Raw genomic sequence first — 23,986 nt, forward strand, 5'->3', positions numbered from 1 at the left:
GGGTGGCGGCGAGGGTGGGCATGCCGAGCGGGACCGTGTGGGCCGCACGATGACGACGCACGATGGCGACCGCGTCGTTGATCTGCGCTCGCTCCGTGTCGTCGAGTTCGGCGATGTCGCCTTTGATCCTGTTGATCAGTCGCCGGATTCGGGTGATCTCCTCCTCGGTGGGGGTGGCGTCGGCGCGGGCCCATTCGTCCACTCCGTCGATGGTGGCGGCCAGCCGTTCGCGGGTGCGCAGCAGGTCGTCCAGGTATGCCTGCAGGTCGGGCAGGAAGGCGATGTTGGTGCGGAAGTGATCGCAGCCGACGCAGCGGAATCGGATCGGGCAGGCACCGCCGCCGGCCTTGACGTTGGTTGGTTCGGTGCAGGTGCCGTCGGGGACGGCGACCTCGCCGATGGCGTGGCGGGCGCGCTCGGAGTCCAGCAGGGCGTGTGCGTCACGCCAGATCCGGTTGCCGTGCCGGTCGAAGCTGAGCGTGGTGACCGTGTCGACGGCGTCGCGGCGGCGGTCCTCGCCGATGCGGTAGTAGCGGCGGGTCACCGAATAGCTTCGGTGATCGAGCAGTTCGGCCAGGACGTCGATCGGGATGCCGGCGTCGGCGTGGCGTTGGGCGTAGGAATGGCTTGTCTCCGCAGTGGCTGTGTGCGGTCGGGTTCGTGTTGCGTTTGACGTGGCCGATTCTCGGCGTGGAGTTCGTGACGCTGATCGCCGTTCGTGTGGCGATAACGCGAAACCGATTGTGATGGACGTCACTGCCGGGTCGGTCAGCATGGTCCCATTACCCTCTGCTGGTATTTCGGGCGATTCGACGCGAGGCGGGTGATGCCTGCCGCCGGGTCGTTGGCCGTGCGGAGCCGAAGGATCTCGTCGTGCTGGGCAGCGATCCGGGCCAGGGCCTGGCTTCGGAAGTTGGTGAGCTCCTGGATTGTCGAGTTGACGTGGGCGAGGTTGTTTTTCAGCTTCTCGACCTCCGTCTTGAGGCGTTCGATCTGTGCGGTTTTCGGGTCCGGGGTTTCTCCGGCCTGCTGAAGCTGCTGGAGGCGGTGCTCGAATTCGGCGCGTAGGTGTGCGTAGGGCCGGGTGCCGTAGAAGGCGGTGCGGTCGACCCCGGCTGATAGTGCGAGGGTCTTGATATCGCAGTTGCCGCCGGGTGAGATCTCGCCGCGCAGAAGCCGGTCCATGGCGGCGCGGATGCGGTTCTCGTTGTGGATGCGTTGGGCGGCAGTGATTCTCATGCCTGTTCCTCGGGTGCGCTGGTTCCTGTGGCAGTGTCGATGCTGGTGATGACCTGGACGGCGCGGTCGTAGTCGGCCTGCAGACGAGCGCGTTCGGCGGTTCGGGTTTTGCCGAGTTGGCCGAGGAAGGTTTTGGTGCGTTCGGCGTGCTCGGCCCAGACGGGCCGGTGGTGCTGGTGGTGGGTGGCCTGCGGGCAGCGTGCGGAGTCACACATGCCGATCATCGGCCGGTCCGCGGTCAGGGTGCCTGCAAGTTTCAGGCAGAGCGCGCGGGAGGGGTCGGTGAACCAGCAGTAGTTCGCTGGGCCGAGGTGCAGCGCCGTGGCGCGTTTGGACAGCAGGTTGAGGATGTCGCGGTCGTTGCGCTGGATCTTCGGCGCCGCAGTGGCTTTGGTGTTCGGGTCGGTGTCGATGGTGGCGAAGAATTCGGTCAGGCTGCGGGCGCCGGGTCCGGCGGGCAGGATGCCTTGCTGGTAGTTGCGGAACTCGGCCAGCACGAGCTTGAGTATGTGGTCGGCCTCGAGCTTGTTGACCTCGGCCAGCAACTCTGCTTGAGCGCCGCCCGGTCGAGCCGCGTAGCCTTCCGTTGTCGCCGCGGCGATATGTTTGAGGTGCAGTTTTGCGGCGAGGACACCGCCAGGCCGGTAAGCCATCTCCAGGGCAACCGTTCTTCTGAGCATACGCAGTGCTACTGGTTCGTCGGGGATCGGGACGAGTCCGAGACGGGCTCCGGCCGGGGAATTCACCCAGGCGCGGAACCAGAGGTAGCGGACTCGGAAGCTGAACCGGGACAGCAGGAGAACACCGTCACGCGGGTCGTCGTGGAGCTGCTCGATGAGTTCGATCGCGCGGTGGACCGGTTCGATGACGACCCATTCGTCGTCGGTGCCGCCGAGGCCCTGACCTTTGATGATTTTGCTGGCGATGCGATAGCACTTCAGGCCGGAGATCGGTTCCTCGACCCGGCGGCAGCCGACCCGCAGTTCCATCAGCTCACTGGCCCGCATTCCGGACGCGCCAGCCAGGACAACGATCGCTGCGGTGCGGGCGATGCCGACCATGGCGACCGCTTCGGACCGGTGCACTGGCAGTGTCCAAGGCAGCAAGGTCGCACCATCGGCGGCCGGGACTTCGGCGGCGTTGCGGCCGAAGATCTTCTCGACTCCGACGGTGTTGAGGGTGTCGATCAGCGGTTTGCGCAGTGTGGGCATCCATTTCGCCCAGAACTGGACGTATCCGGCCTGCCGCGCCAGGGTCCCGGTGGAGACCGGCAGCAGCGGGTCGTTCGCGTCCCAGCCAGCCTTGAGTCTGCGGTTGACGTCGTGTTCTTCGAGCATCGGCAGCGGTGTGTCGGTCGCCCTGTGGTCGGCCAGCAGCATCGTGATGTCGCTGACCATCGCCGGGGAGCCGTGACGAAGCCCGGGGGCTCCGGTAGCCCAGACACGGTCGATCTTGCGGATCTGCTCGTTCAGCTCGACAACGTGCGGGCCGAGGATCTGCACCAGGTGCAGGGCCGCGGCCAGCATCGGCTGCAGCACTTCGGCAGGAACGGCAGGTGTCTTGTTTCCGTCGCGACCAGAAGGCATTTCGGCGACCGCGGATGCTGTTGCGCCGCCCCAGGGGCGCAGATCGGCCGGAACCCGGTCGGCGGTGAACAGGTCACGGTAGTCGACCAGATCGACGATCATCTGCGCGGCTGCGCGCCGGACGCCTGGGCTCTGCTCGCCAACGATGACGCCGTCGGGGTCGATCACGTAGCGTCGGAACGCCAGGTATTCCTCGCAGAGGTGGGTGTCGAGCTCGGTGAGGGCAGTGATGCCCCGCTGATCGAGCCAGCCGAAGAACTTGCCGGCCTCGTAGAGGCGGCTGTAGCAGCTGGTCAGATGCAGTGGGGTGCGGTAGGCGCGTGGCAGACGGACCACGGCATTGTGATTCGGGGCCAGCAGCGCCAGGATCAGCTCCTTGGCGACCAGCCGCCAGCGGGTGTCGGTGATGGTGGTGAAGTCGAATCGGCGTCGGTAAAGGGCCATTTGGACCGGGAGCCCGACCACGTCGGTGAAATCCCACAGGTCGTCGTCGAATACCGGTCGTGGCGTGCCGCCCGGCAGCGTGAGCCCGGCGTCGCGGCAGATGTCCGCGCCGGTGAACGGCGACCGTGGTTGAACGCCGGGTGCTGCGGTCGCGATTGTGCTCGTCATGCGGTGCGTTCCTCTGGGCGCAAGGGGATTTCGTCGTCGCTGTCGGTGACGCGTGCGGCTGCGACAGCGAGTTCGGCGGGGTCGAAGCGGTCGAGGATCTGGTCGATCCGGGCGGCGTAGGGGCCGAAGACGGTCATGAAGTGGGCGGCGGGCATCTGCTGCCACTGGCGCGAGAAGAATGCCTTGAGCCGCAGCAGGTTCACTGCGTGCCGCGGAGCGAACACCGCCAGCGGGCAGAGCAGGCAGACCCAGGGACGTGCCGGGCATGGTTTGCCTGCCGGCCCGTGTAACCCGGCCAGCTGATCGGCGCAGGCTGCGGTGAACACATCCCGCGCGCCACCGACCAGCTCGGCGAGCACGCCTTCGTCGAGCTTCATCACCGCCAGCAGCTGCGGGTAACCCTCGGCGAGCGCCGCCGCGTCTTCCTCGGTGATCACGGCCGGAGGGTGCGCGCGGCGGAGGATGTCGTGCTGGGCGTCGGCGATGATCGTCTCGACGGCGTGGCGTTGACCGGGAGTCGTCGCCGACAGGTAGTGGTCACCCTCGACCGCGGGCGTGTGGTTCGGGTCGATCGTGGCGCGCGCATTCCCGGTCCAGGACTTCTTGTCCCGCATCGCGTGATGGGTGGTGCGGATGCGGGACCGGTGCAGTTTCATCGGCTGACCGTCGTCGCCGACGATGCCATGGCGGCGCATCCACCGGCCAATCGCGGACCGGTTCACGTCATCGAGGCGGCGGGAGTAGCCGGGCTGGCTCATCCCCAACCACAGCGTGGTGCGCTCGTCCGGCGGCACGAAGCTGCGCAACAGCGCCGAGTGCGCCAGCCACTGCTCGAGCAACCGCACCGCCGGCCGCGGCAACGTCGCGCTCTCGGCGGCGGTGCGCCGTTTGATATAGGACAGCAGAACAGTCGAATCCCCGGCCCAGTCGATGTCCCCGATGTCCAAGTCGGCGATGCCGTCGGGGACGATGCCGGAATAGATCCCGAACAGCAGCCGGTAGGCGATCACGACCTCGAGATGCGGGAACATCGCCAGCGCAGCCTCGTGGAAGACAGCGATGACTCCTCGATGACGGAAAACGTTGATGGACATGCCAATTTCCTCAGCAGCTTCGCTGCTGCCAAGCGGGCCGAGTGTCGACAACAGCCAGCAGAAGTTCTGATGAGTCCACGCACCCGTGCCCGGATGCCGCCCTCCGGCGGCGGACGCCAGCGCGCGCCGATGTGCCGCGTAGGAGTCGTCGACCTGCTGTCGGCAGGCCATGGTCAGCCGCTGCCATGCGCCCTCGGAATAGGGCGGCAACGGGCGCCGATTGCGCTGAATGTTGAAGTGCCGCCCTGCGGCCAGCTCCAGCACCCCCTCGCCGAGACGGCCGCCGGATCGCGCATAACCTTCCACCAAGTACCGAGTCAGCGCCTCCAGCCAGTTCGGGCCCGCCATCCAGAACTGCGCCAGCTGTCCGCGCCGCAGATCGCCGACACCGCCGGTGAAACCCTGATCAGAAAGTGTTCGCACCATCCTGTGCAACCCACGCACGTACTGGTCGACGGTGCCAGCAGTATCGACGCTGCCGTGAGGATGGATCAGCTCCACCAACCCGGTGGCCAGATCACGCACCAACCCGGGGTTCGGCAACCCCGTGAGATCGAATGCAGCTCTGCTGCCGTCGCTGAACACGCAGGCCAAACGCAGCGGATCATCGAGCACCGTCGTCGGCATCACAGCTCCTCTTCGGTGTCGTCGTCGAACTCGGCGTCGGCTTCCCGCTGTGCGGCGGTATCCTCGGTGAGTCCCGCTGCGGCTCCGGCGGTTTCGTAGGCTTGCCGGTAAATCCGCGTCGTATCAAGACGTTTCAGGTATTTCTCGGTCGTCAGAACCGTGGAATGCCCGAGCAAATCGCGCAGCACCAGCAGCGGGTCGGCCTTGGTCAGGTAGAACACCAGCGCTGCGTCGGCGTCGGTGTCGCATACCAGCTTCGCTGCCTGTCGGTAATAGCCGGTCACCAGATATTCCAGCGTCTGCATCGAGAACGAGTGGCGGAGTCGGTGCGGGTGGACGTGCGGGAACCGTGGTTCGAACCGTGCGCGGATCCGGTCGGAGGTGCGTTCGAACACCGTCGCCCACGCCGTGAACGGGCCACCATCACCCTTCACCGCTAGCAGGCACGACCCGCCCTCGGGTGCCACCAGCCGCCGTCGCTCGGCCGGGGTGAGCGACTCCCAGGACCGGCGGACGCCGTTGATCCGGCCGCCACGGGCGTCCGGTTCGGTGACCTGCAGCGGTTCGCCCCGGCGTCGTGGTGGCCGCCAGGCCGATCCGTCGGTGACGGCAGCGCGGTCGAGCTGCAGGTAGTCGTGCAGCCCGGCCAAGGCGTCGTAGGAGATCCAGGTGGTTCTGAACTTGCGGCCCTTGGTGATTCCCGCAGGCACCGGAAACGGGATCGGGATCACCGTCGGCGCCGGCGGCAGAGCCGGGATTTCCCACGGCAGCAGATGTGTGAACTCGCCCAGCCGCAACCCGGTCGCCAGCGCGAGGTCCCCGATCGCGGCGTTGCGGGTCATCTCCCGGCCCGCGAACCCGGTGTCGCGGGTGCCATCCGGCGCCAAACCGCGCAACCCCTTCCGGAACAGGTCGGTGAAGTCCGGCTCCAAATACTTGATGGTCACATGCGGTTTCGGGGTGCGGCGCACCGCCAAGTTCACCCGGACATCGCGGCCGGTGCCGGCGAAGACCGCTCGCGCGGATCGGTAGGTGAACGGCTCCGCCTCGGCGTATCCCTCGTCCATCGCCCACCGGTAGAACAGCGACAGGATGCTCATGTGCTGCGCCCACGTGGTCGCCGCGAATCTCGCCCGGATTGCTCCGGCGGCGCGGTGCTCGGCGTATCGGCTCAGCCCTGCCTTGAGCCGGTCTCGCGAATCGAACAGGCCCACACCGTGTTCGGCGAGGAATTCCGTCCATTCCTTGACCGCCCGCGCGTAGTTCTCCCACGAACTCGGCGCCGGAGCCCCGCTGGCCGGAAGCAGCCGCAACCACCGATTGATCACCGTCGTCGGCCGCGGCACGGCCGGGCCGTCCTCGAACAGCAAGTCGTCATCGATCAGCACCGGCATCCCCTCTGGGATCACCGGCCGGTGCTCGACACCCCAGGACTGCCAGCCCTGCGACGAGAAAAAGCTCAAGATCACGACTGGAGACCATACAAACACCACACGGCCTCACCAAAGCAGAAACGCCGAGCACGCCCGGGCCTTTCAGGCCAATCGCAACACGGGAACTAAGCGGGGACAATGTGCCGGTAGGCGTAGGGCACGATCTTGGTCATGTCAAACTCGACTCCATCGCGGGTGCGCAGTGTCGGCAGGTCGGCCACCCAGTCGCGGTGGCGCGCCTGCAGGGTGGTTCTGCTGATTGCCTTGTGCCCGTCGGGATTTCGATAGGGCGTGGGCAGCAGCTTCAGCTTCGCGGCCAGGGTGTGGGGGAAGCGTTGACGGATTCGTTGTTGTTGGCCGGTGATCACCGCGGCGGTGGCCGTGCTGATCGGCAGCCGTCGGCCGAGCCGGTTGGCTTTGATGTTGTCGTAGACCAGTACGTCGCCGCCGTCTTTGTCGCGGGCCAGGCAATCCAGCGGCAGATTGAGGATGTCCTCGGGGCGGCGGCCGGTGTCGATGCCGATCTGGGTGGCGACCCTGACCTCGACGGGTTCGAGGGAGTCGAGGTTGGCGCACAGGACGGCCATGATCTCCGGTGGCAGGCATCGGCCGGGCTCGCCGCGTTCGGGGTCGGCGGGGATGTCGGCGCGTTCGATGGCGCAGTCGCCGGGCAACCCGGCCGCCGGCCGTCCGGTTCTCGTCAGCCCCAGGGATCGGATCCCGGCCAACACCTGCCGCATGTCACGGCAGATCATGTTGCGGCGGTAGCGACCGATCTGGCCGGTGAACTCCAGATGGCCGAGCCGGTTGAGGAATCCCTCCAAGTCGGTCCGGCCCAGCGCGGTCGGGTCAAGCCCGTGATCGGGTCGGCGATGCAAGTGCTCGGACAGCAGCCCGATGCTGTTGATCTTGCCGCGAACGCGAGAGGCGCCGCTGCCGCGGTGCTGGGGCAGTTGCTCGGCAGCCCACCGCTTCGCGGCCCCGGCCAGCCAGGGCTGGGTGATCTTGGTGAACGACAGCGTGCCGGGGTACCGAAGATCGCCAGATCCCAGCGGTCCTTATCCTGCTCGACACCCGGATCGGCCAACACGCGGCGGGCGTCGCGGGCGAACGAGGCCAGCACCGAGCGTGCACGCTTGCCGGGAGCCAGGCCCGGATCGCAGTCGTGGATCGAGCCGACCTGGTGGCGACGCAGCGTGTCGCAGACCGCTCGCAGCACAACGTCGGTGAGCCGCAAGCCATCCCTAACACGGGTCTGCAAGCCCGTCAGCACTTCCACAACTACCAGGGAAGGCAGCGCCCGCAGGTTGACCTGCCCCGGCTCGGCCACGCCCGATTCCCGGACCCGCCACCACTGTTCATCGAGTTCGGCATGCTCTTGCTGGTCCACGCTCCATCGCTGATAGTGGGTCGTGCAGTAGCCGATCGCGCCGTCGGCCGTGCGGGTGCACGCCGGCACCAGGCATGCCGGCAGCGGCGGCCTTGGCCGCACTCGCGGATCGCTCACGAACTGTTCCAGCGAGATCGGGATGCGCCTGCCCCGGAACTGTTGGGCGTGCGGTTCACACATCACCGCGTCCCGCACCGTCGGCGTGCACCGGCACTGCGGGACGGCGCAGCGTTCCGCGGGAACCGGTGCGGCGGGCAGGCTTTCGGCAGCGGCGATGTCCTCGACGCTCATGCCCATGCCGGTCAGCCTGGTGAAACATCGGTGGCAGATCTCGGGGGCGTCGTTGTGGACGGTTCCGACGCATCGTTCCACCCGGCACACCTTCCGGCCGAGCAGCCGATGCTGCGCGGGCAAGTACAGCACCCGGGTCACCGGATCCCATCCGGCCTCGTCAAGCAGTCCTTGGTCCAGCGCCCTGGCCAGGTGCGTGGCCGCGCCACTCAGGGCGGCCCCGTCCAACACATGCGCGAACTTGCAGGATTCCTCATCGCCCGGGATCGTCCTGGCCGACGTCACGGCGGTCACCGGCTCGCTCCGGTCTGTTCGCGGGGGCTGGGCACCGCGTCCACCGCGGCCCGCAGTCGAGATGCGTCCGGATGCAGGTAGATCTGGGACGAGGAGACAGCCGCGTGTCCGAGCAAATCAGCGACCACGTCGATACCGGCCCCGGCGTCGACGACGTTGCTGCCGTAGGCGTGTCGCAGCTGGTGCGGGCGGACCGGGGTGTCCAATCCGGCCCGGCGGGAGACCGCTGCCATCAGCTCGCCGATCGCGTCGGGCCGCATCGGCGCGCCGACGCGGCCGCGGAACAGGTTGACGAACACGAAATCACTACCCGCCGCGGCCGGAACTCGCATGCGCTCGAACTCGTAGACGTCGAATGCTTGCACGACAAGGAAATCCAGCGGCACCACCCGCTGTCGGCGCGATTTGGCCCACGCCCCGTTCGGGTTGTCGTCTCGGCGCACCACATGCAGATGCGCCCGAGCGACCTCGCATCCCAACCGGCGCGAATCCACCAGCAGGTGCACATCACTGCGCCGCAGCCCGCACACCTCGCCCCGACGCAGCCCGCCCCTGGCCATCAGCAGCACGATCAGCTTGTCCCGCGTGGACCGGCAGGCCCGCAGCAGCGCGACGATCTGCTCATCGCTGGCCCGATCGATCGTCGTTTCCGGTTCCCGCAACCGGTGCCGGGCCCGCATCCGCCATGCCAGGTGGCCATCGTCGTTGCGGGCTTCCGCCGGCAGGTCTCGGTCATCGGCCACCTCGTACAGCATCGACACCAAACCCGCCGAGCCGTTGCCGGTCGCGACCGCGTGCACCACCATCCCCCGCACCGCGGTGAGCACCCCGTTGATCCGCGATGGGCCCCGCGCCGGGGCGGCCCCCGGACCGGCCAACACCACTCCCGAAGCGACGTCATCGACGCCCGCTGGCCAGCGGTCCGGCATGGGCCAGCCACGTCATGAACAACGCGAACTGCTCGACACCGGCCTGCCAGGACCGGCCCGTCCTGGCGCACCAGCGCAGGAACAACGCGATCGCGTGTGCATACGCCTTCGTCGTGGATTCCGCGCCGTCGCGGCCGAACCGCTGATGCCGCAGATACTCATCGGCGATGCCGACTACCTGCAGATCCTCATCCAGCACCGTCCAATACCGTTGCCCGGACGGCAAACTCACCGGAAACGCTCGCATGGGCCCTCGCTTTCAAGTCGACAGTCAGAAACGACTACCAGCCACGAGCACCACACCCACGGAGAAACGCCGCACCGCCCACCAGATCACCCACTACGAGCGACGTCATGCAACAGGTCGCAGACCCCCGGAGAAGGCTTGCGGCGCCAAGAGGCGGTGGGGCTAGACCTGGTGGATCTGAGATCGAATCCAAAGCTACCGTCCTACGGGCGTTTTGGCGGCGTATTCGTCCGATTCGGAAAAGCGTCCCGCGGTAGTTCGCCGAAGCGACGCGTCGTGCTGACGGTGCCGGAAATGGACTGGATTGTCCAGGTTTTCGAGTCCTACCTGGAGGAGGTTCGTCCATGCTTTCGAGCGGGCCGGCATCCGGCGTTATGGGTCACCGAACGTTGCGGCCGTCTCTCCAGACGCGCCGCGAACGAGGCCTTTGTGGCTGCGCGTGACGCCGCGGGGTTGCCGCAGGAGCTGGACCTGCATTCGCTGCGCCAGACCCTACGTCACACACCTGACCGAATTCGATTACCCGGAGCGCTTCGTGCAAGACCAAGTCGGACATTCCTATGCGAGCACCACGTCGATCTATAGCCACGTCTGACGAGTACCGCAACCGTTTGCTCCGTGAAGCGCTCACCAAACGCGGCATTGCCGTCGGGGAGGATCAACCGTGATCAAGAAGATGGGTTATCAGTGGCGGCTGCGGGCGCTGATGGCGCAACGGGAGCTGTACCAGACGACTGATCTGGTTCCGCTGTTGGCCGAACGTGGCGTGGTCCTGTCGCGAGAGCAAGTGTTTCGCCTGGTCACTGCGCCTCCCCAACGGCTCTCAATGGACGTGCTGGCAGCGTTGTGCGACATCTTGGAATGCTCGCCCAACGACCTGATCGAAATCGAAGCCGTCAATCAATCGGTGAAGAAGGCGGCCGGGGACTCACCGCGGGAGGTGCCGAAGGTGCGGCGCACGACTGTGCGTCGACCTGACCGCAGCTCATGAGAGGATCGGCGAACTTCAGGCCCGACGCGTGGGATCGAGTCCGCGCTCACGTAGTCCGCGCTCTTGGCGACCTATCGCTTGCAGATGCCGACCGCCTCCTGAAAGCTGCTCGTGTCGACCGGCCGAAAACGCTCAATCAGGTCGACGCGTACCTGGCCGCTCATGGCGACGGAGTGCTCAACCCGGACGCGTCCTGCCCGCGGGGGCTTATGCGCTTGACGCACGTACTGGTGGCTGATGGCCACGCGTCGGTGAAGCCGCCGGCCTGTACGAATTGTCAACAGCGCGTGTCTCTGACCGCGATCGGTCCGACCGGCCGCATTTGTGGTCGCTGCAGAGATCTCGATCGATCGTTCACGTGCGCGCGATGCGCAAAGACCTCTGTCAGCAGACGCGTCAATCTTCCCGACGGACCCGTGTGCACGAACTGTTACAGCCGCGACCCGTTGTCGCGCAAGGAATGTAGCATCTGCGGACGCCTCCGTCCCCGGGCACGTCGACTCGTCGACGGCGGCGTGCTGTGTCCCACGTGCGCGCCACCGCGCCTATACACCTGCTCGGGATGCGGACAACGGCGCCGCGCCCCGTACGTGGCATCGGAAGGACGCATCTGCACGAACTGCTACGCCAAAGCCAGCACCGTGTGGGTATGCGGATTATGCGGAGCCACCCGGCGCCGCCAAAGCAGCAGCGTCCTCGGCCCGCACTTGTGCGGCACCTGCCGCGCCATCACAACGAGGACCTATTCCGGGATACGTTCACCACACTCGAAATCCACCTGCGCGTTCTGCCGACAACGGCGCGTTGTAGCCCGCCATTGGCCAGCGGGGCCTGTCTGCACACCGTGCGTGCGCAAGGCGAAGATGTACCCGTCACCATGCGCGGCGTGCGGCCAGCAGGCGGTGCTGATCGGATTTGACCCCGACGAGCGCCAAATCTGCGGGCCATGTTCTGGCTCCACGCTCGACTACCGCTGCGCCAATTGCGGTCAACCGGGTATTCGCGCGCATAATCGATGTAGCCGCTGCCACACCGCCGAATTACTGCACAACGCCTTAGCCGGGCCGGATGGCCAGATACCGGCGCAACTGAAGCCACTGGCGGACGCTCTTGCCAACGCCAATGATCCACGCAGCGTCGCCGTCTGGCTCGGCAAGAGCGCCGCCGCGGAGCTCCTCATGAATCTGGCGCGCACCGGACAGACCATCACTCACCACGCACTCGATCAGCTCCCACCCGGTGGGCATGTCAACTACGTACGTGAAATCCTCGTTCGCACAGCAGTATTGACGCCGCGTAACGAATACCTCGAACGTATCGAGCCATGGGTGGATCGCCACCTAGCCAACTATCCCGCCGAACACGCACGGCTGGTCCGCAGCTACACCATCTGGTACCTCCTGCACCGAGCCCGCCGAGCCAAACAACCACTAAGCAATCCCGGGTGTCAACGGCGGGGTGGCTTCTAGTCAACGTCGCAACAGTTGATGGTCTGGTGAGGTTAGCAGCGCGGTGAAAAGTTCGGCGGGACTGCGGTCTTCGAGGGTGTGGCGGGGGCGGTTATTGATCTCGTATTCGACAGCGCGCAGATGGTCGGGTGTGTAGGTGCTTAGGCTGGTGCCCTTGGGGAAATATTGGCGTAGCAGCCCGTTCGCGTTCTCGTTGCTGCCGCGCTGCCACGGCGAGCGGGAGTCGCAAAAGTAGACCGGCACGCCGAGGTCTGCGGTGATGTCGGTGTGTCGGGCCATTTCGATGCCCTGATCCCAGGTGATCGATCGGATCAAGTTCGATGGCAGGCCACCCATGGTCGTGGCGATCGCGATACGCAGGGAGTCGGCGTCACGGGTGGGAAGGTGCATCAGCCGAATCAGGCGGGTCTGGCGCTCGACCAGGGTCCCGATCGCCGAGCGCTGGTTCTTGCCGACGATGAGGTCACCTTCCCAATGCCCCGGCTGGCTGCGGTCGGCGGGAGCGAATGGCCGCTGATGGATCGACAACATCGGCTGGGCGAACCTCGGACGCCGCCGACCCGGCCGCTGGTGCGCGCGGCGATGGGTCCTGCCAGTGCGCAACGGACCCCGGTGTGACGACCTGACCTGTGGCGGCCGTATCAAGCGCGAATGGGGTTGGTACACAGCCCGGTAGATGCTTTCGTGGCACAACCACATCAATCGGTCCTCGGGGTATTCGCGCCGCAAGTGTCGGGCGATCTGCTGCGGGCTCCACCGTTGAGCGAGGAGCTCGGCGATCAGGTCACACAGGGCGGGATTCTTGTCGACCCGCCGCTGGTGACGACGCGCTCTGCGCTGAACCGCCCAGCGGTGGGCTTCAAACGGCCGGTACTGGCCGTCGCGGCGGCTGTTGCGGCGCAACTCCCTCGATACGGTCGATGGTGCCCGGCCAAGCGTGGTGGCGATCTGCCGAACACCCATGCCCGTGCGGCGCAGATCGGCGATGCCGATCCGCTCCTCTTCGGATAGATAGCGATCGCTGATCTGGCGCACAGCCAAACGATCGAGTGCGGGCACGAATCCCACGGCCTCGCCACGCCGATAGGTTTTGTACCCCCTTGCCCAATTGTTTGCTGCGGTACGGGACACACCGACTTCACGACCCGCCGCCAAGATGGACCAGCCCCGGGCGCGCAGCTCCGTAAATCGCTCACGCTTGGCGGACTGTGGCCGTCGGCCCGGGTGGCGAGTCCCCGATATTGAGTCCACCCGGTTGTAGAGCCAGGTTGTCGTAGTTCTGGATTCAGTTGATCTCGCAGGCCATGGCGTAGTGGTCATGCGTGCAGGCCGCAGCGTACTCGGCCGGTGTGCGGTAGCCCAGGGCCGAATGCCGGTGCCGTGTGTTGTGCTCGTGCTTGAAGTCGCCGATCACCACCCGGGCCTCGAACAGGGTGCTCCAGTGGTTGCGGTTGAGACACTCCTTCCGTAGTCGGTTGTTGAACGATTCGATGTACCCGTTGTTCCACGGAGTGCCGGGCGGGATGTAGGACATTCCGACCTTGTTCTCGCAGAACCGTTGCAGCGCTTGAGAAACCAACTCAGGACCGTTGTCCATCCGCAGCACCTTCGGCGGCCCGCCTGCGGTGGCGAACACCTTCTCCAGTTCGGCGACGAGCCGCTCGGCGGTGATCGACCGTTCCACCAGATGCAGCAGGGACTCCCGGGTGTGTTCGTCGACCATCGACGCGATCTTGACGGCCTTGCCGTCAGTGGTGGAGTCGAACTGGAAGTCCATAGCCCACACCACCTTCGGGGCATCGGCGATCACCTCCGGGGGCGCCGAGGACGTCCCGGCCCGCTTACGCGGACTGTGAACCCGCCGCTGCAGTCCCTCGGCGCACCACAGCCGGTGCACCTTCTTCACGTTGATCACCCGGCCCTCGTCGTGCCGCAACGCCGCCCATGCACGCCGGAATCCGTGGCACGGGTGTTTGGTGGCGTAGGCGCGCAGCCAGGCCCGCAGGTCGGCGTCGGGGTCGGCCAGCGTGGTCGCCATCGGCAGTCGCCGGTAGGTGGAACGAGCAAGCCCAACTGCTCTGCAAGCCAACCGTTCCGACATGCTCAACGTGTCCTTGAGCATGTCCACGGCGCGGCGCTTGGCAGCTGGGCTCAGAATTTTCCCTTGGCCACCTCGCGTAGCGCGTCCTTCTCCAGCTCCGCGTCGGCCAGCAGCCGCTTGAGCCGGCCGTTCTGCTCGCGCAGCTCCTTGAGTTCCTTCGCGGCATCGGTGTCCATTCCGCCGTAGGCGCGCCGCCAGTTGTACAGCGTCGCCGCCGACACCCCGATCTCGGCGGCGATCTCCTCACCGGTCCTGCCCTCGGCAGCCAGCTCGTCTGCTCGGCGCAGCTTGCGCACGATGTCCTCAGCGGAATGCCGCTTCCGACCAGCCATCTGTTCATCGTCCCTTCCAGCCCACCATCGGGCCACAGGACTCTAAAACTTGACGGACTCATTCAGCGGGAACACGCCACGGGCCTTTTTTCACGCGACGCGACGATGACAACACAACCTCCAGAACCTAGAGAAGTGTTGCGACCGCCCCTAGAAACCACCCGGGGACACGGGGTCAGTTTTCAGACGACGCCGACACCGGGGCAGCACGCATTCGCCGCCAGGTGTGCGTCGCACTGGAATTCCTCGCTTGGCTCGAGACCCGGGGACGCACCCTCGCCACCATGGACCAAGCAGACATCGACAACTGGTTGGCCCACGGCACCTGGCGACACCGAGAGATCCGGCCCTTCCTGCACTGGACAACTCAGCGTCGCATCACCCACGGCGCCTCCGCGCCGGCCAACCGACCCAGCCCGCCCTCGGTGTTCATCGACGAAGCCACGCACCTCGAGCAACTCCGCCGATGCCTCAACGACAACACCATTGACATCGATGTGCGCGCCAGTGGTGCGCTCATCCTGCTGTACGGAATCACCACCATGCGAGTACTCGGGTTACGACAGAACCAGATACACACCCAGGACGGCCACACCTACCTCACCCTGCGCGACCACGAAATGGTGCTGCCTCCTAAGCTCGCCCAACTGCTCGCACAACTGCCGCGTCCAACCCGGCGCTCGACCCTGCCCGAACCCTCAACACCGGACCGGCTCCTGTTTCCCGGACGAACACCAGACCGCCCAGTCAACTCGGGCGTGTTCGGCAAGCGACTCAAACATAGCGGCCTGACAATCCGAGGCGGTCGCAACACCGGCCTCATCACAATGGCAGCCGAGTTACCGGGCGCAGTTCTGGCCGACCTACTCGCCATCGATATCGTCACCGCGACCCGCTGGGCGGCATATGCCAAACGCGACTGGAATCAGTATCTTGCCACCCGAAAAGCGGGCTCTACCTAGCAATTGCGCCTGCCCCACTAGGGTTAGCCCATTTGATCACCGGTGGTTGCCGTTACAAATATGGTGTGGGGTTTCGGGTTACCGGCCGGGTCCTCCGGGCTGTGGACGTGGCAACGGCCGCGGCTGCCGCCGAGCGCGATGGTTCATCGCGGTCCGCGATTAGTCGAATCCGGCTAGTGTGATTCTCAAGGCTTGTTCCAGTTGAATGTGGAGCGGTGGACTCGTTTTGGTGTCCGTGCTAAGCCAGCGCCGAAGTATGAATTGTGCAGTGGCCAAACCCGTGTGGACCAGCAGCGAGGGGCGGATGTCGGTCACCGCGTCGACGTCCATATGCGTAGCGACCAGTTCGATGAGCCGGTGGTTATCGTTCTCGCTGATCAGCGCCGATTCGCCCAGTAGGTGGGGGGCGGTCCGGATGGCTTCTCGCCAGTATTGCAGATTCTGATTTGCTTTGTCCCAAGCGGTTTCGATAAGCAGACGCATCAGAGTTTCGGTTGCTGATGCATCGGACGGCTGGGCGCGGTAGGACGCAACGATTTCGGCGACCGTTTGCCGGACGGGTGCGACAAGCAGGTCTTCCTTGGTGGGTGCGTAGCGGAAGTAGGTACTGATCGAGATTCCGGCCGCGGCCGCGATGTCCTCGGTTGTCACGGCAGCGAATCCGCGTTCGGCGAAAAGCTGGTGTGCGGTGTTCTGGATCTCGGAGATCAACTCGGCGCGGCGTCGGTCCCGTAACGAGCGGATGTTTGCTGACGGCATGCCATCACCTTCGTCAATGTGACATTCCAACTGCATTATGAGCTATGGTACGAACAGTAGCGTAGCGAAACCGAAAGTACTGGGGGTATTTCCTTGCCGGTGTCGCAGCGTCGGGTGCCGTGGGTTGCGTGGGGAATTGCGGCTACCCGCATGAGTATTCGCTGCCGAGTGCGCCCGGAAGCGTCCGCCGATCGGGTCCGCGTTTCGCACCGCGGTCTGGACGGCACAGCTTCAGTACCCACTCATGGCTGTGTCACCAGTACGCTCGTGCTAGCCCCGTTTACCGCACTCGCGGCTCTTGCAGTTGCGCTTGCGGCTGCACGCATATCCAACGGTCTGCAAAGACATCGTCTTCCCCGAAGGGGGATTTGAGGAATGTCATCCCGCCACCTCCTCGTCGAAAGGTCTATCCCCGAAGTGAAGTCGTAGTGTCGGTTGACGTACCGTTCCGCGCGGCGCCAGATTCCGAGACCGGTACCGGGGGCAGCACCGCAATCCTCGATGCTGCCCGAGCGGTCGCAACGGCGGGCGGTTTCAAGGCCGTGCGTCTCAAGACGGTGGCCAAGCAAGCTGGCATCACTGTCGGGTCACTGTATGACCATTTCGCGTCGAAGACCGACCTGCTGGTGACGCTGCTCGCCCGTGAGTTCGAGCGGGTGAATCAGGAACGCGACTGGAGCACGTGCGCCGCTTCCCCGAGTGACGGACTGGGATCGTTGACAGCGCGGCTCCACGACGAGTGGCAGCAAAACCTGCAGCTCACCGAGGCCGTGGTTCGGGCATTCGTTATGGCGGGCACAGACGAAGCCTTGACAGTGCAACACGCCGCCGACGTCGTCGAAAGCATGCTGGCGCGCACGGTTGGTGGGCCGACGCAGGGAGCTTGCGAGCGACAGATCGCCGGAGTCATCGCAGATATCTGGCTGGCCAATCTAATGGCTTTCGTCGTCGGACGGGCGACAGCAGCGGAGGCGCGCGAGCGCATTGATCGAGGTCTGCAGCGCATTCTTGCTGCGTGGAACGCGAGCAAGAGCGCATAGCAATACTAATAGTATCGGTGCGCTACTAGCGGTAGCATAGGTAGGCGACTCGCTGGTGCGTCGAAGGGAGTGGTTATGTACACGCAATGGATCGAGCAGTGCACCGTGCAACGAGTCTCGCTGCACGAAGGGCTGGTAGTCGACCTGGACGATCACAACCAGCTGGTGATTTCCCGACCGATGCGGCTGACCCTCCCTCCGGCAGCAGGCTGGCCTGAGGAAGAAGTGTTGATCGACCCTATCAATCTTTCGGCCGAGGAGCGGCCACTGTTGGACCTGGCCGGAGCGATCTGCACGCGTGCCTGGTGCGACGACGACGGTGCGCTGCATCTGTGTTTCTCCCGCGGCCACCGCATCGATGTCGACCCGGATGCGGCGGCGACTTCGTGGGAGCTCTATGGGAAGTGCCACGGCTACATGGCGTGTCTGCCGCGGGGTCGAGTCCGGGTGATTCGGCACGACCTTCCTGTTGACGAGAATGACTTAGACGCAACACAATCAGTGGCCATGGCGCATCAGTAGCCGCGCGCCTGGCGACAGGACGGCACAAGCGCCGAAGGCGTGCGAACGATAGATCGAGCCATCTCGATGGGTGTCCGACGTGTCAGCCGGGGCGGGTGCAGGTTCGCTGGATGCTTACGTCGGGGTCCTTGTGGTGCGGTCGAGGAAGTCGGTGACCGCGGCGGTAAACGCGTCGTTGTTGTCGCCGGCAACCATGTGACCGGTGCCGGTGACGTCCGTCGTTTCGGCGTGCGGGACGAGCTGGAGGAATTCGTTGACGGTTTCCTGGGAGACTACGTCTGACAGTGCGCCGCGTACTAACAGCGTTGGGGCCGTGATTCGACGTGCTCCTTCGGCGAGAAATCCGCTGATGGCGTCGAACTCCTCGCTGCCTGTCATGAGATTGCCTTGCAGGACATCGAAGTTGGAGCTGATGAACGCTGGGTCCCAGCGCCAGATCCATCGTCCGTCGCTACGTTGCCGCAGGACCTTGTGCAGGCCGTCGAGATTTTCGGGTCGCGCGCGCCGGGGGTTGTATTCGGCGATGATGTCGGCGGCGTCATTGAGTGAGCCGAATCCGTCGGGGTGGGCGGCCATGAATGACACGACGCGACGGGCTCCATGAAATTCGATCCGCGGGGTGATGTCGACCAGGACAACGGCTGCCCAGAGGTCGGGTGGGGCCAGCAGATGGGTAGCGAGGATGATCAGCCCACCCAGCGACGCGCCGACGACGGCGGGGGGACTGTCGGCGCTGACGTGTCCTCGTACCGAGATCAGATCGGATACGAACCGTTCGACGTCGTATTGTCCGATCGGGTCCCAGTCGCTGTCGCCGTGACCTCGTGTGTCGTAGGCGACGACGGTGTAGCCGTGGGAATGGAGTCGACGAGCGGTGGTGGCCCACGCGTGACGGTTCTGACCGCCGCCATGGAGGAGCAGCACGACGGGGCGAGTCGCGGCGTGCTGGTAGCAGTCGGCCACGAGAGTGATCCCGTCGCTGGTGCGGATGCGCTCCTGGCTAATTGTCATGTGGTCCGATGTGGTCGGCCGTTGTGAGTCAGGGGTTTCCGTTGCGGCCACCAGCTCGCTTCGCGCAGCAGTGTGGCGATCGCGGGAACGGTGAGGGTGCGAACGACGAAGGTATCCAGAAGTAGGCCGCAGCCAATGATGAATCCGGCTTGGATCATGATCGCGATGGAGCCGACGATCAGGCCGAACATGCTGGCGGCGAAGATGAGCCCGGCCGAAGTGATGACTGAGCCGGTGTTTGCGACGGTTCGCAGGACGCCGACGCGAATGTTGTGGGTCGATTCTTCGCGTAGTCGCGAGATGAGCAGCATGTTGTAGTCGGCGCCGACGGCCACCAGGATGATGAACGCTAGAAGCGGTACGGGCCAGGCGATTTCCTTGCCGAGGCCATATTGAAAGACGAGGGTTCCCAGTCCGAGCGCGGCGCCGTAGTTGAGCACGACGGTACCCAACAGGTAGAGCGGGGCGACCAGGGCGCGCAGCAATACGACCAAGATGAGGCCGACGATGACGAGGGTCGCAAAGGCCAGCTGATGAAAGTCGGCGGCGAGCAGGCGTTGGATGTCGGAGTTGACGGCGGGGAATCCGGCCATCGACACCGTGGCGTTGGCCAGCGAGGTGTTGGGTCGTGCGGCATCGGCGATCTCGGTGATTTTGTGGGCGAGGTTCATCGCGTCGCTGCTGTAGGGGTCGTAACTGGATTCGATGGCGAAACGCGCGGTCTTGCCATCAGGTGACAGGAAGTGCTTTGCGACGTCGGCGAATTGGCGGTTCTCGAAGGCATTGGTGGGAAGGTAGAAGCCGCTGGCGTTGTCTGAGCCGGCGGTGGTTCGTGCGGAATTCTGCAGTTGGGTGGCGATTTGGCTCATGCCCGACAGCATTTCGATGTTGCTGTCGGCCAGGGTGTGCACGCCGGTGGCGAGGGCCTGTGCGCCGGAGGCGAGTTGGCTGATGCCGCTTTGGAGGCGGCGGATGTTGCCGGCCAGGTCGGCGGGGTCGCCGAGTGCTCCGAAAGCCTTGTCCAGCGACGTGATTGCGTTTTGGACGTCGGCCACGGTGCCGGCCGCGGTGTCGCTGCCGGGCTGGTAAAGGTCGCCGAGGTTGGCGAGCTGGTTGAAGAAGCCGGTATGGCGCAGGGTCACCAGGATCTGCACCTGGTCGCGGAGTTGGGCGCATTCCGGTGTGGTCGCACACCATGGGGAGGTGTTGAGCGCAGCAACGAGCGGGTCGATGGCGGCGATTGCGTTTTGGGCTTGGTCGGCTTGCTGGCGCAGTCCCGGACCGGTTCGGATGGCTTGGTCGACGGCCGGGGCGGTAGCCGAAAGCTGCTGTAGCAGCGGACGGAACCGCTGGACTTGGGATCCACTGGATTGGGCCTGGGTGAGGATCCCGGTCAACGGTGTCAACGCGGTGCGCAAGGTGGTGTCCAGTTGCGCGAGACCGCCGGCGAGTTGGTCGGCGCCGTGGGTGAGTTTGGCCAGGTCATCCTTATGGGCGTCTCCCTTGGCGACCGCGCCGGCCATCTTGTTACCGATCTGGCCGTTTTGCCACGACAGTTGAGCCTGGTCCAGGCGTGCGCCCGTGGGCCGGGTGACACCGGAGACCTTGGTGACACCAGGCAGTTGCGAGACCCGAGACGCCATTTCATCCAGGTCGGCCAGGGCCTTGCTGGTGCGCATATCAGTGGGCGATTCAACCAGCATGAATTCGGTGATGATGACGTCCTTGCGAAAGTGGCGGTCCAGCAGGTGATACCCCTCATTGCTGGCGGTGGTCGCCGGCTGTCCTTGGCGATCGTCGTAGCTGATGTGCATAGTCAGCGCGACGGCCGCCAGGCCTAGCACCAGGGCCAGACTGGCGACCAGCAGTGGAACGGGTCGACGCACCACGGCCACGGCGATCCAGTTCCAGTAGCGGCGTGTGCGGTCGGCCTTGGGTTCACCGATGCCGCGTTTGGCCGCCAGCGCCAACACCGGGGGAAATAAAGTCACCGTGGCCGCAAATCCGACAAAGACGGCGATTGCGCACGCGGGACCCAACGCGGCGAACACGCTCAACTTCGCGAACACCATGGCCAGAAACGCAAACGCCACGGTGGCGGCCGAAGCCAAAATCACGCGCCCGATGGTGGCGGTCGCGTTGATCACCGACAGATCCGGCGGGACGTTTTGGCGTCGCTGCTCGTGATATCGACTGATCAAGAACACCGAATAATCGGTGCCAGCACCCAGCAAGATCACCGTCATGAAGGCGATGGTGAACTGCGACACCGGCATGCCCGATTCACCCAACGCTGATAGCACTCCGCGCCCCACCGCCAGGCTCACACCGATGACCAGCAGCGGCAGCAACGCGGTAAACACCGACCGATACACGACCAGCAAAATCATCGCGATCAGGCCTGCCGTCGCGACCGAGATGACAACCAAATCCTCTTCGGCCGAAGCGATTTGATCGCGGAAGGTGGCCGGGGGCCCGGTGACGCGAACATCGGTGGGTGAGCCGCTGAATGCCTGGGCGGCGATCGTGCGGACCGCCTGGACCGATTCGGCAGCTTTGAGATCGCCCAGCGTTCCGGCCACTCCCACCGGCACATACCAGGCTTTGCCGTCTTGGCTGACTGCCTGGCTTGCGGTGACTGGGTCGGCCAACAAGTCTTGAACCAAGCGCACATGCTCCGAATCGGCACGCAACCGGGAAATCATCGCGTTGTAGCGTCCGCGCACCGGCGCAGTCAGGCCCGCCGGATCCTCCATCGCGACAAATATCGTCGTCTTGGATCCCTGCTCGCCGAAGGCCGCGCCCATGCGGTCTACCGTCTGAAGCGATGGCGCATCGCGCGGTATGAGATTCACTGACTGCTGTCTAACAACGGTTTCCAGCTGCGGGAACAGCACCGCCAGGGCAGCGGCGCTCACCACCCACATGCCGATGATCAGCACCTTATGTCGGATACTGAAACCCGCCAAGCGCGCTAGCCGATCGCTGTACGCGCCCTCACCGGCCGCAACCTTTTGAAGTCGCTCCCGAACAGGGCGACTCAAGGTCGCCACGCCCGAAGAGACCCACCCGTTGTCTGCCATCCCCCGCCCCGCTACTTCGAAAGAAATCAACGGTATCGCAACAGTACTACCAGTACCCTTCTACCTGCCCGGCGAAACCGCCACCGGTGTCCGAAGCTCTCTGATCGCCGCCGCGCAACCAGCCGCTTCAGGCGGTGACCAACGCGCCGTCGACGGTCCAGCATGTCCGGTACAGCGACACGTGATCCCTTTGCGCACAGGCGGTTTGACAATGACGATGCACCGACCCCGAAACAGTGACCGCTTCATGAACGGCGCAGGCGAAATCCCAGCCGGGAGATCAACCTGATCGGCTCGTCGCGCACGTGGTCATACATTTCCCGGTTCATCAACTCGTCGTCCAAGTAGGAGCAGGAGCGAGGAGGGTAGTGACGGGGACGAACGCGGCCGCGGTCATCAACCGGCGGCTGTCGGTGTAGGCGCCGAGTGATACCGCGGCGGACCAGCCTGAAATCGCGAACCCCCCGCGCCCACACATGCGTCTTGGTTAGCCCAAGCGGCACATTCATCGCCGACCAGCCCCGCCCGTCTGTGCGATTCCCCCTCGCGCCCGCCGGCAGAGTTCGTTCGTCCGCCACACGAACCGGCCTGTGGTGGCCGCGCCCTGAAGCTGCTCAACCAGGGATCGTCCGACCCGCTGCCCGATCATGCGTCCTCCTTCGCCCCACAGACCCCTACAGACAAGTGTACTAGTGGTATCGCTACGCTACTAGTAGTAGCGTAGCCGTCTAGGGGTCGAATCAATCGACCGATGCAGCCGCGATTCGGTGCCGGCCAGCTACGCGCGAGGTTTACGGTGACTACATGGAGCGCGACACCCTGGAATTCCCGGTCGACGACGATGATGACGTCGACCCGCGCCTGTTGCGCTCACGAACCCGGCTATTGGATGCGGCCACCAAACTCCTGAGCGCCGGCGGCATCGAAGCCGTCACCATCGACGCGGTCACCAAAGCCTCCAAAGTCGCGCGCACGACCCTGTATCGCCACTTCAGCAGCTCCACTCAACTGCTTGCCGCCACATTTGAAAGGCTGCTGCCGCAGGTCCACCCTGCACCGGAGACGGGATCGTTGCGCGACCAACTCATCGAACTGTTGAGCCGACAGGCCACGCTGTTCCAGGAGGCACCGCTGCACGTCACCACCCTGGCCTGGGTCGCGCTTGGCCGCACACCAAACGGCACCCAGGAAACCCACGACCGGCACGCGCTGCGCACACGGATCATCGACCAGTATCGCCAGCCATTCGATGCCCTGTTGCAAAGCCCCGAAGCCCGCGCCGACCTCGACGATTTCGACCCGGAGCTCATCCTGTGTCAACTCGTCGGGCCAGTGGCGTTTGCCCGACTCACCGGGCTGCGTGCCATCGATCGTCAAGACTGTGAGCGCATCGTCGATGACTTCCTCGCCGCGCACCGCCGCAAGGCCGATGAGCCCGCATCGTAGGCCACCGTCCGCAAACCCCTCTTTCCGCAGCAGCCGCTTCACTTTGTCCTCCAAGACTTCAGGACTTCATGCTCGACGGTGAGGTCTTTGATGGTTTCCCTATAGACCAACCGCCAACGTCACCAGCGGGCCTATGTCGCCGAAGCGTCTTCTGGTGCGGGGTGCAGCAGAAAGTAGGCGTTTAGGTCGATGTCTTAGCGACCGTCGGGCGCTATTGAGAAAGGTGCGTTGGATGTTGCAAAACTCGCGTGTTCTCCGAGGCTGTCTACGGCGATCCGCTTTGGTTCGCGTGGCCCAATCACATGAAGATCTTCTGCAACAACAAGGGCGTTGTCGCCAAGTCCACCCACGTGTGCAACAACTACCTTCCCCGGGGAAATGTCGGTCTGGAACTGGAGCTAACCCCGCCCTAGTCCCGCCGCGGTCGGGACTGCATGCACCTCAGCAATGCCTTAGTAGTGCGGTGAGGCCGCCGGGAACCGGTCGGTGGTCGCCGACTGCGGGTCATCTTGCCGGGGCAGCAGGTAG

20 protein-coding genes and 2 pseudogenes are annotated in these 23,986 nt (G+C 65.0%); 8 read left to right on the forward strand and 14 right to left on the reverse strand.

The window, feature by feature from the left end; genetic code table 11:
• From FPZ47_RS18485 to FPZ47_RS29670, 9 genes are all read right to left on the reverse strand, one after another.
• A partial coding sequence (locus FPZ47_RS18485; RefSeq protein ID WP_057970371.1) for a hypothetical protein occupies window positions 1–544 on the reverse strand: 544 nt, incomplete at its 3' end.
• A gap of 224 nt (window positions 545–768) precedes the next feature.
• Entirely contained in the window at window positions 769–1,239 is a 471-nt protein-coding gene (locus FPZ47_RS18495; RefSeq protein ID WP_007172184.1) for a hypothetical protein, read from the reverse strand.
• Window positions 1,236–3,437, reverse strand: a complete 2,202-nt coding sequence (locus FPZ47_RS18500) for a site-specific integrase (RefSeq protein WP_007172185.1) — start codon at window positions 3,435–3,437, stop codon at window positions 1,236–1,238. Before FPZ47_RS18500 ends, FPZ47_RS18495 begins: the two co-directional genes overlap by 4 nt.
• On the reverse strand, window positions 3,434–5,158 hold the full coding sequence (locus FPZ47_RS18505) for a hypothetical protein (protein WP_007172186.1): 1,725 nt from the start codon (window positions 5,156–5,158) through the stop codon (window positions 3,434–3,436). Before FPZ47_RS18505 ends, FPZ47_RS18500 begins: the two co-directional genes overlap by 4 nt.
• A complete protein-coding gene (locus tag FPZ47_RS18510) occupies window positions 5,158–6,627 on the reverse strand; it encodes a tyrosine-type recombinase/integrase (RefSeq protein WP_162839945.1) in 1,470 nt (489 codons plus the stop codon). Before FPZ47_RS18510 ends, FPZ47_RS18505 begins: the two co-directional genes overlap by 1 nt.
• A gap of 89 nt (window positions 6,628–6,716) precedes the next feature.
• Window positions 6,717–7,346, reverse strand: a complete 630-nt coding sequence (locus tag FPZ47_RS29665) for a hypothetical protein (protein WP_007172188.1) — start codon at window positions 7,344–7,346, stop codon at window positions 6,717–6,719.
• Complete coding sequence (locus FPZ47_RS18515; protein ID WP_007172189.1) at window positions 7,343–8,566, reverse strand: hypothetical protein; 1,224 nt, start codon at window positions 8,564–8,566, stop codon at window positions 7,343–7,345. Before FPZ47_RS18515 ends, FPZ47_RS29665 begins: the two co-directional genes overlap by 4 nt.
• The gene (locus tag FPZ47_RS18520) at window positions 8,563–9,495 is read right to left on the reverse strand and encodes a tyrosine-type recombinase/integrase (protein WP_007172190.1); all 933 of its coding nucleotides are present in this window, start codon (window positions 9,493–9,495) and stop codon (window positions 8,563–8,565) included. Before FPZ47_RS18520 ends, FPZ47_RS18515 begins: the two co-directional genes overlap by 4 nt.
• Window positions 9,464–9,742: a hypothetical protein gene (locus FPZ47_RS29670; protein WP_007172191.1), complete on the reverse strand. Its 279-nt coding sequence runs from the start codon at window positions 9,740–9,742 to the stop codon at window positions 9,464–9,466. Before FPZ47_RS29670 ends, FPZ47_RS18520 begins: the two co-directional genes overlap by 32 nt.
• Window positions 9,743–9,877: 135 nt before the next feature.
• Here FPZ47_RS29670 and FPZ47_RS29675 point away from each other — a divergent pair.
• The 3 genes and pseudogenes from FPZ47_RS29675 to FPZ47_RS18535 all read left to right on the forward strand — a co-directional run.
• Window positions 9,878–10,410 (forward strand): annotated as a pseudogene (locus FPZ47_RS29675) (tyrosine-type recombinase/integrase); the annotation flags it as partial.
• A complete protein-coding gene (locus tag FPZ47_RS18530) occupies window positions 10,407–10,733 on the forward strand; it encodes a helix-turn-helix domain-containing protein (RefSeq protein ID WP_007172195.1) in 327 nt (108 codons plus the stop codon). The pseudogene FPZ47_RS29675 and the gene FPZ47_RS18530, both read left to right, overlap by 4 nt.
• Window positions 10,734–11,581: 848 nt before the next feature.
• Window positions 11,582–12,202 (forward strand): hypothetical protein, encoded by a 621-nt coding sequence (locus tag FPZ47_RS18535; protein ID WP_007172196.1) that lies wholly within the window; start codon window positions 11,582–11,584, stop codon window positions 12,200–12,202.
• Here FPZ47_RS18535 and FPZ47_RS18540 read toward each other — a convergent pair whose 3' ends face one another.
• Entirely contained in the window at window positions 12,203–13,453 is a 1,251-nt protein-coding gene (locus tag FPZ47_RS18540) for an IS30 family transposase (RefSeq protein WP_422119893.1), read from the reverse strand.
• A 34-nt stretch (window positions 13,454–13,487) separates the two neighbouring features.
• Window positions 13,488–14,635 (reverse strand): IS3 family transposase gene (locus FPZ47_RS18545; protein ID WP_087139632.1). Its coding sequence is split into 2 segments (ribosomal slippage): window positions 13,488–14,368 and window positions 14,368–14,635, totalling 1,149 coding nucleotides; the frame shifts between segments, so codons are not numbered across the junction.
• Between the two features lie 284 nt (window positions 14,636–14,919).
• Between FPZ47_RS18545 and FPZ47_RS18550 the strand changes: the two genes are divergently transcribed.
• Window positions 14,920–15,597, forward strand: a complete 678-nt coding sequence (locus FPZ47_RS18550) for a hypothetical protein (RefSeq protein WP_174814221.1) — start codon at window positions 14,920–14,922, stop codon at window positions 15,595–15,597.
• Between the two features lie 159 nt (window positions 15,598–15,756).
• Here FPZ47_RS18550 and FPZ47_RS18555 read toward each other — a convergent pair whose 3' ends face one another.
• A complete protein-coding gene (locus FPZ47_RS18555) occupies window positions 15,757–16,356 on the reverse strand; it encodes a TetR family transcriptional regulator (protein ID WP_033717415.1) in 600 nt (199 codons plus the stop codon).
• Between the two features lie 428 nt (window positions 16,357–16,784).
• Here FPZ47_RS18555 and FPZ47_RS18560 point away from each other — a divergent pair, with 428 nt between their 5' ends.
• Window positions 16,785–17,396, forward strand: a complete 612-nt coding sequence (locus FPZ47_RS18560; RefSeq protein WP_101930920.1) for a TetR/AcrR family transcriptional regulator — start codon at window positions 16,785–16,787, stop codon at window positions 17,394–17,396.
• A gap of 75 nt (window positions 17,397–17,471) precedes the next feature.
• A complete protein-coding gene (locus FPZ47_RS18565; RefSeq protein ID WP_007172201.1) occupies window positions 17,472–17,918 on the forward strand; it encodes a DUF6188 family protein in 447 nt (148 codons plus the stop codon).
• A 114-nt stretch (window positions 17,919–18,032) separates the two neighbouring features.
• On the opposite strand, the gene FPZ47_RS18570 is transcribed toward FPZ47_RS18565, so the two are convergent.
• A complete protein-coding gene (locus FPZ47_RS18570; protein ID WP_042910691.1) occupies window positions 18,033–18,929 on the reverse strand; it encodes an alpha/beta fold hydrolase in 897 nt (298 codons plus the stop codon).
• Entirely contained in the window at window positions 18,926–22,012 is a 3,087-nt protein-coding gene (locus FPZ47_RS18575) for an MMPL/RND family transporter (protein WP_170320644.1), read from the reverse strand. Before FPZ47_RS18575 ends, FPZ47_RS18570 begins: the two co-directional genes overlap by 4 nt.
• Window positions 22,013–22,816: 804 nt before the next feature.
• On the opposite strand from FPZ47_RS18575, the gene FPZ47_RS18580 reads away from it, so the two are divergent.
• Window positions 22,817–23,458, forward strand: a complete 642-nt coding sequence (locus tag FPZ47_RS18580) for a TetR/AcrR family transcriptional regulator (RefSeq protein ID WP_007172204.1) — start codon at window positions 22,817–22,819, stop codon at window positions 23,456–23,458.
• A 245-nt stretch (window positions 23,459–23,703) separates the two neighbouring features.
• Window positions 23,704–23,860, forward strand: a pseudogene (locus FPZ47_RS18585) (DUF5078 domain-containing protein); the annotation flags it as partial.
• Between the last annotated feature and the right edge of the window lie 126 nt (window positions 23,861–23,986).

The sequence above is a fragment of the Mycobacterium helveticum genome, from assembly GCF_007714205.1.
Lineage (GTDB): Bacteria > Actinomycetota > Actinomycetes > Mycobacteriales > Mycobacteriaceae > Mycobacterium > Mycobacterium helveticum.

Bases quoted from the DNA above. Each gene is read 5' to 3' on its own strand.
- FPZ47_RS18570 (WP_042910691.1), bottom strand. From the start codon at position 18,929: ATGACAATTAGCCAGGAGCGCATCCGCACCAGCGACGGGATCACTCTC.
- FPZ47_RS18505 (WP_007172186.1), bottom strand. From the start codon at position 5,158: ATGCCGACGACGGTGCTCGATGATCCGCTGCGTTTGGCCTGCGTGTTC.
- FPZ47_RS18520 (WP_007172190.1), bottom strand. From the start codon at position 9,495: ATGCCGGACCGCTGGCCAGCGGGCGTCGATGACGTCGCTTCGGGAGTG.
- FPZ47_RS18575 (WP_170320644.1), bottom strand. From the start codon at position 22,012: ATGGCAGACAACGGGTGGGTCTCTTCGGGCGTGGCGACCTTGAGTCGC.
- FPZ47_RS18500 (WP_007172185.1), bottom strand. From the start codon at position 3,437: ATGACGAGCACAATCGCGACCGCAGCACCCGGCGTTCAACCACGGTCG.
- FPZ47_RS18550 (WP_174814221.1), top strand. From the start codon at position 14,920: ATGGACCAAGCAGACATCGACAACTGGTTGGCCCACGGCACCTGGCGA.
- FPZ47_RS29665 (WP_007172188.1), bottom strand. From the start codon at position 7,346: ATGATCTGCCGTGACATGCGGCAGGTGTTGGCCGGGATCCGATCCCTG.
- FPZ47_RS18555 (WP_033717415.1), bottom strand. From the start codon at position 16,356: ATGCCGTCAGCAAACATCCGCTCGTTACGGGACCGACGCCGCGCCGAG.
- FPZ47_RS18580 (WP_007172204.1), top strand. From the start codon at position 22,817: ATGGAGCGCGACACCCTGGAATTCCCGGTCGACGACGATGATGACGTC.
- FPZ47_RS18495 (WP_007172184.1), bottom strand. From the start codon at position 1,239: ATGAGAATCACTGCCGCCCAACGCATCCACAACGAGAACCGCATCCGC.
- FPZ47_RS18565 (WP_007172201.1), top strand. From the start codon at position 17,472: ATGTACACGCAATGGATCGAGCAGTGCACCGTGCAACGAGTCTCGCTG.
- FPZ47_RS29670 (WP_007172191.1), bottom strand. From the start codon at position 9,742: ATGCGAGCGTTTCCGGTGAGTTTGCCGTCCGGGCAACGGTATTGGACG.